We start from the raw sequence: 9,586 nt of genomic DNA on the forward strand, positions 1-9,586 counted from the left end.
CTAGATTCGGTAGGTGCTCTTGGTCATCACCTTGGCCAGCAGGCTCATGCCGAAACGCACCGGGGCAGGGAAGCGGTAGCCGCCTGCTTCCAATGCGGATTCGGCGTGTTGCTCTTCATCGACGCGCATCTGCTCGAGAATGGCGCGGGATTTTTCGTCTTCCTCGGGGATCTGTTCGAGGTGCTCGTCCAGGTGCTTGCAGACCTGATGCTCGGTGGCGGCGACGAAGCCCAGGCTGACCTTGTCGCTGACCAGACCGGCGAGGGCACCGATGCCGAACGACATGCCATAGAACAGCGGGTTGAGCACACTCGGATGACTGCCCAGCTGGCGGATACGCTGCTCGCACCAGGCCAAGTGGTCGATTTCTTCCTCGGCGGCATGTTCCATGGCCTTGCGTACCTGCGGTAGCTTGGCGGTCAGTGCCTGGCCTTGGTAGAGCGCCTGGGCGCAGACTTCACCGGTATGGTTGATGCGCATCAGGCCGGCGATATGGCGGGTCTGGGACTCGTCCAGCTCGGCGTCAGGCTGGATGATCGCGGGCGAGGGACGGGAAGGTTGGCCGCTGAAGGGCAGCAAGGTGCGCATGGCGGTGTCAGCCTGCAGCAACAAGCGGTCGAGCGGTGAATAGTGACGTTCGGTAGCCATCGGGCACCTCCACTAAAGTGATGCCCGACAGTTTAACTCAATCATGCCGGATGGGCTTGCCTTGGGTCAGCCCGGTGGCCAGTTCATCTGACGCTGGCCGAGCACGTGCATGTGGATGTGATAGACCGTCTGCCCACCCTTGGGGTTGCAATTCATGACCACGCGGAAACCTTCCTCGCAGCCCTGTTCGACGGCCAGGCGCTGGGCGGTGAACAGGATGTGGCCAGCCAGTGCCTTGTCCTCTTCGGTCAGGTGGTTGAGGGTCGGGATGTGCTTTTTCGGGATGACCAGAAAATGTACCGGCGCCGCAGGGGCGATATCCTTGAAGGCCAGGATCTGGTCATCTTCGTAGATGATATCCGCCGGGATTTCCCGGTTGATGATCTTGAGGAATAGATCGTCCACGTCACTTGCTCCTTGGTGAGGGTCGAAGCGCAGTGTACTCAGCGAAGCGCTGCTCGGACAGAGGTTACTCGGCGCCGATCGGGCAGTAGCGACGATGGATCACGCCCGCCAGCTTGCGGCTCACCCAGCGCGGCAGAAGGCGCGGGGCGAAGGCCAGCCAGCGATTGCGTCGGCCCGGCATGATCAGGGCGCGGTTCTTGTCCAGCGCACGCACTGTGTAGAGCGCCACTTCTTCGGCGCTCAGGCAGCGCGAACTGCCCTCCAGCCGCGGGATGTGTCGTTTTGTCGAGCGGATCGGGCCTGGGCACAACACCGACACCTTGATCCCGGTACGACGCAGTTCTTCGCGCAGGGCTTCCGAGAAACTCAATACATAGGCCTTGCTGGCGCTGTAGCACGCCATCCACGGGCCTGGCGCGGCGCTGGCCAGTGAGGCCACGTTGAGGATCTGGCCGCCACCGTGCACCGCCATCAGGTTGCCGATCGCGTGGCACAGGCGGGTCAGGGCGAGGATATTGACCTCCAGCAGGTCTTGTTCGTCGGCCCACTCATGGGCCAGGAAGGGCCCATAGGTGCGCTGGCCGGCACAGTTGACCAGCAGGTCGATGCGTCGCTCGCCCTCCTCCAGCTCAAGTACGAACCCCGACAGGCGTAAAGGCTGGCTGAGATCGCAGGCGCGCAGCAAAACCTCGACACCGAAGCGCTGGGTCAGCTCGATCGCGATCGGCTCAAGGGTTTCACGGTGGCGTGCCACCAGGATCAGGTTGCGCCCGCGCCGCGCCAGGGCCTCCGCCAGGGCCAGGCCCAGGCCGCTGGAAGCTCCGGTGATCATGGCGTAACGGGTCATGCAAGGCTCCTGGGGGCGGAAGAGGGCGCCTAGTGTACAGCTTGGCTGGGGCGGTTGTGGTCTTTTGCAGGGGCTTCAGCGTGCCAGTTCAGCGCTGCGAAGTTGCGCGGCCTGGTATTCGTCACGCAGGCGCTCGATCAGCGCTGCCGTATCGGGTAGGTCATGGATACCGCCCGCGCCCTGGCCAGCCGACCATACGGTTTTCCAAGCCTTGGCTTCTTCATCCAGCGGTTTGAGCTTGACCTCGCCCGGGTTGTGCTTGAGCGCGGCCATGTCATAACCGGCCTGCTCCAGGCTCTGGCGCAGGAAGCTGGCCGGCACACCCGACACCGCCGGGGTGTGGACGATGTCGGCAGCATGGGCATCGAGCAGCATTTTTTTGTAGGCGTCCTGGGCTTGGCTCTCGCGGGTGGCGATGAAGCGTGTGCCCATGTACGCCAGATCGGCGCCTAGAAGACGTGCTGCGAGGATTTCGTGACCGTGGTTGATGCAACCGGCCAGCAGCAGGGTCTTGTCGAAGAACTGACGGATCTCCGCGACCAGGGCGAACGGGCTCCAGGTCCCGGCATGACCGCCGGCGCCCGCAGCCACGGCGATCAGGCCATCAACGCCGGCTTCGGCGGCTTTCTCGGCGTGACGACGGGTGGTGACATCGTGGAACACCAGACCGCCATAGCCGTGCACTGCGTCCACTACCTCCTTCACCGCGCCCAGGCTGGTGATCACGATGGGAACCTGGTGCTCCACGCACAGGGCGAGATCGGCCTGCAGGCGCGGGTTGCTTGGGTGCACGATGAGGTTGACGGCATAAGGCGCGGGCGCCTGTAACTGCGCCAGGCCTGCCTCGATCTCCTCCAGCCAGGCCTTGAAACCGGCACTGTCGCGCTGGTTCAACGCCGGAAAGCTGCCCACCACACCGCTGGCGCAGCAAGCTAGAACCAGTTGCGGGTTGGAAATCAGGAACATCGGCGCAGCGACCACAGGCAGTCGCAGGCGGTGTTCAAGTGTCGCGGGCAGGGACATGGCAAGGCTCCTTTGCTCAGGGGGTATGCTCAGAACGGTTTGACCACCACGAGAATTACGACAGCCAGCAGAATCAGTACCGGTACTTCGTTGAACCAGCGGTAGTACACATGGCTGCGAGTGTTCTGTCCGGCGGCGAAGCGTTTGCGTTGTGCGCCGCATACGTGATGGTAGCCGGTCAGCAGGATCACCAGGGTCAGCTTGGCGTGCAGCCAGCCCTGGCTCAGCCAGCCGGGCGTGAGGTAGAGCATCCAGATACCGAACACGTAGGTGGCGATCATCGCCGGGTTCATGATGCCGCGGTACAGCTTGCGCTCCATGGTGACGAAGCGTTCCTGGCTGATGCTGTCCTGGCTCTGGGCGTGGTAGACGAACAGGCGCGGCAGGTAGAACAGACCGGCGAACCAGCAGACCACGCTGACGATATGCAGCGCCTTGATCCAGAGATAGAGCATGGGGGAGTTCCTTCAGGTTTTCACGGTGGTCAGATAGTAGTGGTCCGGCACTGCGAAGGGGTACCCAAGAGTTGTTACAGGCGTCACGTAACCCTATTATCGTGCGCTTTCCAGTGGTCTCGTTGATGAGGGGCAAGCGTTATGATCAAGGTCGGTATCGTCGGCGGCACGGGTTACACCGGTGTCGAACTGTTGCGCCTGCTGGCACAGCACCCACAGGCCGAGGTTGCGGTCATCACATCACGCTCCGAGGCGGGTGTCGCGGTGGCCGACATGTACCCGAACCTGCGCGGCCACTATGACGGCTTGCAGTTCAGCGTCCCGGACAGCAAGACGCTCGGCGCCTGTGACGTGGTGTTCTTCGCCACACCGCATGGCGTTGCCCATGCCCTGGCCGGTGAGTTGCTGGCTGCCGGGACCAAAGTCATCGACCTGTCTGCCGACTTCCGTCTGCAGGACGCCGTCGAGTGGGGCAAGTGGTACGGCCAGCCGCATGGCGCGCCGGAACTGCTCAAGGATGCCGTTTACGGCCTGCCTGAAGTGAACCGCGAGAAGATCCGCCAGGCGCGCCTGATCGCCGTGCCGGGTTGCTACCCGACCGCGACCCAGCTTGGTTTCCTGCCACTGCTCGAAGCGGGTCTGGCCGATCCGTCGCGCCTGATTGCCGACTGCAAGTCCGGTGTTAGTGGCGCAGGCCGCGGTGCTGCAGTGGGCTCGCTGTTCTGCGAGGCCGGCGAAAGCATGAAGGCCTATGCAGTCAAAGGGCACCGCCACCTGCCGGAAATCAGCCAGGGCCTGCGCCTGGCAGCGGGCAAGGATATCGGTCTGACCTTCGTGCCTCACCTGACTCCGATGATTCGCGGTATTCATGCCACCCTCTACGCGAATGTTGTCGACACCTCGGTCGACCTGCAGGCGCTGTTCGAGAAACGCTATGCGAACGAGCCGTTCGTCGACGTGATGCCGGCCGGTAGCCACCCTGAGACCCGCAGCGTGCGTGGCGCCAACGTCTGCCGTATCGCCGTCCATCGCCCGCAGGGTGGTGATCTGGTGGTGGTGCTGTCGGTGATCGACAACCTGGTCAAGGGCGCGTCCGGCCAGGCGGTGCAGAACCTGAACATCCTGTTCGGGCTGGATGAGCGCATGGGCCTGTCCCACGCTGGCCTGCTGCCTTAATCGTCAAGCAGGTGAATAGGCCCGCCTCGTGCGGGCCTTTTCGTTTGTGTCGACCAAAGCCGCACAATTCTTGACCAATTTTCTCGGAGAAGCGGATAATGCGCGTCATCGAGTTTTATGGCGGCTTACGCCGGGAGAACCAACATGAGCGTTGAAACCTTCACCCCCACCGCTTTGGAGTTTACCCAAGGGGCTGCGCACAAGGTGAAGACCCTGGTATCCGAAGAAGGCAATGATCGCCTCAAGCTGCGTGTGTTCGTCACAGGCGGCGGCTGCTCGGGTTTCCAGTACGGCTTCACCTTCGATGAGGACGTTGCCGAGGACGACACCATTGTCGAGCGCGAAGGCGTTTCGCTGGTCGTTGACCCAATGAGCTTCCAGTATCTGGCGGGCGCCGAAGTGGACTACCAGGAAGGCCTGGAAGGCTCGCGCTTCGTGATCAAGAACCCGAACGCCGCTACCACCTGCGGGTGCGGTTCGTCGTTTTCGATCTGAGTCGCGCTTGAACGAAAACGCCGCGCAATTGCGCGGCGTTTTCGTTTCTGTCTTTCAGGCTGGGTAGATCGCGCCCAGTACTCGTAGCCCTCTGGCAGCCGTGACACTTGGGCGGTTAGCCGGGATGCCTTCGAGGCAGCAATGAGCCAGCCATGCGAATGCCATTGCCTCGACCCAGTCCGGATCGACACCTTGGGCGCTGGTGCTGGTCACTTTCGCGGCAGGCAGCAAGGCGGCCAGCCGATTCATCAGGGTACCATTTCGCGCGCCGCCGCCGCAGACCATCAGGGCCTCGGTGCCTTGCTGGGCATTGTGCAAGGCATCGGTGATGCTGCGTGCAGTCAGTTCCAGCAGCGTGGCCTGAACGTCTTCGTCGCGATAGTGCGGTAGCGCTGCCAGGTGGGCATCGAGCCAGGGCAGGTTGAATACCTCGCGCCCGGTGCTCTTGGGGCCGTTGCCGGCAAAGAACGGGTCTCTCAGCAGTGCCGCCAGCAATTCGTCCTGCACCTTGCCACTCGCCGCCCATGCGCCATCGGCGTCGAAGGTCTGGCCGCGCTTGCGCTCGATCCATGCATCCAGCAGCACATTGCCCGGGCCGCAGTCGAAGCCATGTACCGGCGTGTCCTGGGCAATGAGGCTCAGGTTGCTGAAGCCGCCGACGTTGAGTACGGCCAGGCGCTGTCCCAGATGGCCGAACAAGGCTTCGTGGAAGGCCGGGACCAGCGGTGCGCCCTGGCCACCTGCGGCCACGTCGCGGCGACGGAAATCACCTACCACGCAGATGCCGGTCAACTCGGCGAGCAAGGCCGGATTGCCGATCTGCACGGTGAAGCCGCGGGCAGGTTCGTGGCGGATGGTCTGGCCGTGGCTGCCGATGGCGCGGATGGCGCTGGGCTCGAGTTTCTGCTCGGCCAGCAATTGCCGGATGCCTTCTGCAGCAAGGCCAGCCCAGCGGTTCTCGGCCAGCGCTGCCCGTGCGATCTCGTCAGGGCCGCTGGCGCAGAGGCTCAGCAGGTCCTGGCGAAGGTCGGAGGGCATGGGCAGGTAGCGGGTGGCGAGCAACCGGGGCTGCTCGCCTTGTTCGATCAGGGCAATGTCCAGGCCGTCAAGGCTGGTGCCGGACATCACCCCCAGGTAGAACGCCATGAATCAGCGCTTGTTGGCGGCGAGCAGCGTGGCCTTTTCCTGATCCATGCGAGCGATCAGGGGTTGGCTTTGCTGCATGAAGCGCTGGCGCTCGGCCTTGGCGATTGGATCGGCCATCGGCACCTTCTGGCTCAGCGGGTCGACATGGACGCCGTTGACCTGGAACTCGTAGTGCAGGTGTGGGCCAGTGGAGAGACCGGTGGTGCCGATATAGCCGATGATCTGGCCCTGCTTGACGTTGCTGCCGGTCTTGATGCCTTTGGCGAAGCCCTGCATGTGGCCATACAGGGTCTTGTAGGTGTTGCCGTGGGCGATGATGACGGTGTTGCCGTAGCCGCCCCGGCGGCCGGCCAGCTCGATGCGGCCATCACCGGCTGCCTTGATTGGCGTGCCGCGAGGCGCTGCATAGTCGACACCCTTGTGGGCGCGAATCTTGTTCAGGATCGGGTGCTTGCGTCCGGCGGAGAAGCGCGAGCTGATGCGGGCGAAGTCTACCGGTGTGCGGATGAACGCCTTGCGCAGGCTGTTGCCGTCAGCGGTGTAGTAGCTGGTGTTGCCCTGCTTGTTGGTGTAGCGCACGGCGGTGTAGGTCTTGCCGCGATTGGTGAAACGCGCCGAGAGGATGTTGCCGGTGCCGATCACCTTGCCATCCATGACCTTCTGTTCGTAGACCACGTCGAATTCGTCGCCAGGGCGGATGTCCTGGGCGAAGTCGATGTCGTAGCCCAGCACGCGGGCCATATCCATGGTCAGGCTGTGGGAAAGGCCGGCACGTTGGGCCGAGGCCGAGAGCGAGCTCTTGATGACGCCATGGGCGTAGGCGGTTCGCACCAGGGGTTTGGTGATTTCGCGCTCGAACGCGTAACCCTTGTCGGTCTTGTTCAGGCGGATGCTTTCGAGGTTGCTGACCTGGCTGTGCAAGCTGGCCAGTTGGCCGTCCTTGTCCAGCTCGAACTGCAGCACCTGGCCGTGTTTAAGCTGGCTGAACTGCTTGGCTTGCTTGTCGCTGGCCAGAACGTCATGCACGACGTTGGCAGGCAGGCCCACTTTGGCGAACAGCGTGGAGAGGGTGTCGCCACGGGCGACCACGACTTCGCGATGGCCGGGAGCCTTGTCTTGCGCCTTTTCCTGCGCGACGGGTTGCGGTTGCTCGGCGGCCTGTTCTGTAGTGGGTTCGTCCCCTTCGATCTGGGCGAAGGGCGAGCCGGTGGATTCGGTGGAATGCACCAGCGGTGCGGCCTTGGATTCGTCCTTGAGTTGCTCGGCCGGGGTTTCGAGCTCGAGGCTGAGGGTGGTCTTCTTCGCTTCTACGTCGCTGGAGGGAAATACCAGCAAGGCCAGGCTGAGCAGGGCGGCGATGCCGCTGGCGGCCAACAGATGGCTTTTCGGATAAAGCGGGGGCGCTTTAGGCGTGTCGTTGGTCATAGATAAGGTGACTTTGAAAAAGTGAATGAAAAAGGTGACTGAATACGCTGAAAAAGATGAAAGACATGATGAAGATGAAATAACTGTATAAAATATAACCAAATCCATTTTCGCGCAAGGGCGCGTAGACGCCGCGAGGCGCCTCGCAGGTCACATTCCTTTGCGAAACTTGTATTTGACGGCCGATCTTGTATGGTTGGTCCCCTTTGAATCTGAGCCTTGCGGGTCTGTCTATGAAGTCGGTTGAAGAGCAGCTGGCGCTTATCAAGCGCGGTGCGGAAGAGGTGTTGGTCGAGTCGGAACTGGTGGAGAAGCTCAAGCGCGGCCAGCCGCTGCGTATCAAGGCTGGCTTCGACCCGACGGCTCCTGACCTGCACCTGGGCCATACCGTACTGATCAACAAGCTGCGGCAGTTCCAGGAGCTGGGGCATCAGGTGATCTTCCTGATCGGTGACTTCACCGGCATGATCGGTGACCCGAGCGGCAAGAGTGCCACGCGCCCGCCGCTGACCCGTGAGCAGGTTCTGGACAACGCCGAAACCTATAAACAGCAAGTGTTCAAGATTCTCGACCCGGCCAAGACCGAGGTGGCGTTCAACTCCACCTGGATGGATACGCTGACCCCGGCCGACTTCATTCGCCTGGCGTCCCAGTACACCGTCGCGCGCATGCTCGAGCGTGACGACTTCGACAAGCGCTACACCAGCCAGCAGCCGATCGCCATCCATGAGTTCCTCTATCCGCTGGTACAAGGTTACGACTCGGTTGCGCTCAAGGCTGATGTCGAGCTGGGTGGTACCGACCAGAAGTTCAACCTGTTGATGGGGCGTGAGCTGCAGCGCGCCTACGGTCAGGACGCTCAGAACATCGTGACCATGCCGTTGCTGGAAGGGCTAGATGGCGTGAAGAAGATGTCCAAGTCGCTAGGCAACTACGTGGGTATCCAGGAAGCGCCTGGGGTGATGTACAGCAAGTTGGTGTCGATTCCGGATACGCTGATGTGGCGTTACTTCGAGCTGCTGAGCTTCCGCTCGATGGACGAGATCGATCAGTTTCGTGCCGATGTCGAGAAGGGCGCGAACCCGCGTGACATCAAGATCAAGCTGGCCGAAGAGATCGTGGCGCGTTTCCATGGTGAAGAGGCTGCGGCGAACGCTCACCGCGCTGCCGGCAACCGCATGAAGGATGGCGAGCTGCCGGAAGATCTTCCGGAGATCGAAGTGGTTGCGGCTGAGGCCCTGCCTATCGCGGCGGTGCTCAATCGTGCGGGCCTGGTGAAGAACTCGGCACAGGCACGTGATCTGCTAGGCAGTGGTGCGGTCAAGGTTGATGGTGCAGTCATCGACAAGGAATTCATGTTTGCGCTGGGTGCTACCCATGTGTGCCAGGCGGGCAAGAAGTCGTTTGGACGGGTTACGCTGAAGGCTGAATGATCACCTGATGGTGTAGCTATATATAAGCGGGGAGGCCGACAGGCCTCCCCGCTGTGTTTTCAACGATTTGAAAGATTCTTGAAATAAAAGGTTGACGCCCTCTCAGATCCCCTTATAATGCGCCCCACTTCCGCAGCAAACGGAACGCAAAACTCCTTGTTAATCAACGAGTTAAGCGAGTTCGGTGAGGCGTGAAGGGCTTCGATCACCTGATCGGCAGCGGTGAAAAAGGCAGTTGACAGCATCTTCGAGTGCTGTATGATTCGCCTCCCGCTACGAGAGATCGCAGCGGGTCAAGTGTTTGAAGCTAAACGAGTTTCTCGGAAAAAACTTCAAACTAAACGCTTGACAGGCAATGAGGAAAGCGTAGAATGCGCGCCTCGGTTGAGACGAAAGGCTCTTAACCAAACGCTCTTTAACAAATCGAATCAAGCAATTCGTGTGGGTGCTTGTGAGTACGGACTGATAGTCGCCAAGATTATCAGCATCACAAGTGGCCATGCGAGAAATCACATAGTCATTTGAGATTGCTG

10 protein-coding genes are annotated in these 9,586 nt (G+C 61.5%); 3 read left to right on the forward strand and 7 right to left on the reverse strand.

Features of this window, described 5'->3' with window-relative positions:
• The 5 genes from coq7 to hemJ all read right to left on the reverse strand — a co-directional run bounded on the left by coq7 (position 1) and on the right by hemJ (position 3,378).
• Positions 1 to 648 (reverse strand): 2-polyprenyl-3-methyl-6-methoxy-1,4-benzoquinone monooxygenase, encoded by a 648-nt coding sequence (gene coq7 / locus VA602_RS13390; protein ID WP_112897195.1) that lies wholly within the window; start codon positions 646 to 648, stop codon positions 1 to 3.
• Between the two features lie 66 nt (positions 649 to 714).
• Entirely contained in the window at positions 715 to 1,053 is a 339-nt protein-coding gene (locus VA602_RS13395; protein WP_151925239.1) for a histidine triad nucleotide-binding protein, read from the reverse strand.
• 64 nt (positions 1,054 to 1,117) lie between these two features.
• A complete protein-coding gene (locus tag VA602_RS13400; protein WP_323453432.1) occupies positions 1,118 to 1,900 on the reverse strand; it encodes an SDR family NAD(P)-dependent oxidoreductase in 783 nt (260 codons plus the stop codon).
• Between the two features lie 75 nt (positions 1,901 to 1,975).
• Entirely contained in the window at positions 1,976 to 2,923 is a 948-nt protein-coding gene (locus VA602_RS13405; RefSeq protein WP_323453433.1) for an NAD(P)H-dependent flavin oxidoreductase, read from the reverse strand.
• Positions 2,924 to 2,952: 29 nt separating this feature from the next.
• A complete protein-coding gene (gene hemJ, locus VA602_RS13410) occupies positions 2,953 to 3,378 on the reverse strand; it encodes a protoporphyrinogen oxidase HemJ (RefSeq protein WP_054892249.1) in 426 nt (141 codons plus the stop codon).
• Positions 3,379 to 3,519: 141 nt separating this feature from the next.
• Between hemJ and argC the strand changes: the two genes are divergently transcribed.
• Both argC and erpA read left to right on the forward strand, forming a co-directional pair.
• Positions 3,520 to 4,554: an N-acetyl-gamma-glutamyl-phosphate reductase gene (gene argC, locus VA602_RS13415; RefSeq protein ID WP_063542462.1), complete on the forward strand. Its 1,035-nt coding sequence runs from the start codon at positions 3,520 to 3,522 to the stop codon at positions 4,552 to 4,554.
• A 144-nt stretch (positions 4,555 to 4,698) separates the two neighbouring features.
• Positions 4,699 to 5,049, forward strand: coding sequence for an iron-sulfur cluster insertion protein ErpA (erpA, locus tag VA602_RS13420; protein WP_029615063.1), 351 nt, complete (start codon positions 4,699 to 4,701; stop codon positions 5,047 to 5,049).
• A gap of 54 nt (positions 5,050 to 5,103) precedes the next feature.
• On the opposite strand, the gene VA602_RS13425 is transcribed toward erpA, so the two are convergent.
• Positions 5,104 to 6,195 (reverse strand): anhydro-N-acetylmuramic acid kinase, encoded by a 1,092-nt coding sequence (locus VA602_RS13425; RefSeq protein WP_323453434.1) that lies wholly within the window; start codon positions 6,193 to 6,195, stop codon positions 5,104 to 5,106.
• Between the two features lie 3 nt (positions 6,196 to 6,198).
• On the reverse strand, positions 6,199 to 7,620 hold the full coding sequence (locus VA602_RS13430; protein ID WP_323453435.1) for a peptidoglycan DD-metalloendopeptidase family protein: 1,422 nt from the start codon (positions 7,618 to 7,620) through the stop codon (positions 6,199 to 6,201).
• A gap of 233 nt (positions 7,621 to 7,853) precedes the next feature.
• On the opposite strand from VA602_RS13430, the gene tyrS reads away from it, so the two are divergent.
• Entirely contained in the window at positions 7,854 to 9,053 is a 1,200-nt protein-coding gene (gene tyrS, locus VA602_RS13435; protein WP_323453436.1) for a tyrosine--tRNA ligase, read from the forward strand.
• The last annotated feature ends 533 nt before the right edge of the window (positions 9,054 to 9,586 follow it).

Origin of the sequence: Pseudomonas machongensis (assembly GCF_034961125.1) — a bacterium.
Lineage (GTDB): Bacteria > Pseudomonadota > Gammaproteobacteria > Pseudomonadales > Pseudomonadaceae > Aquipseudomonas > Aquipseudomonas machongensis.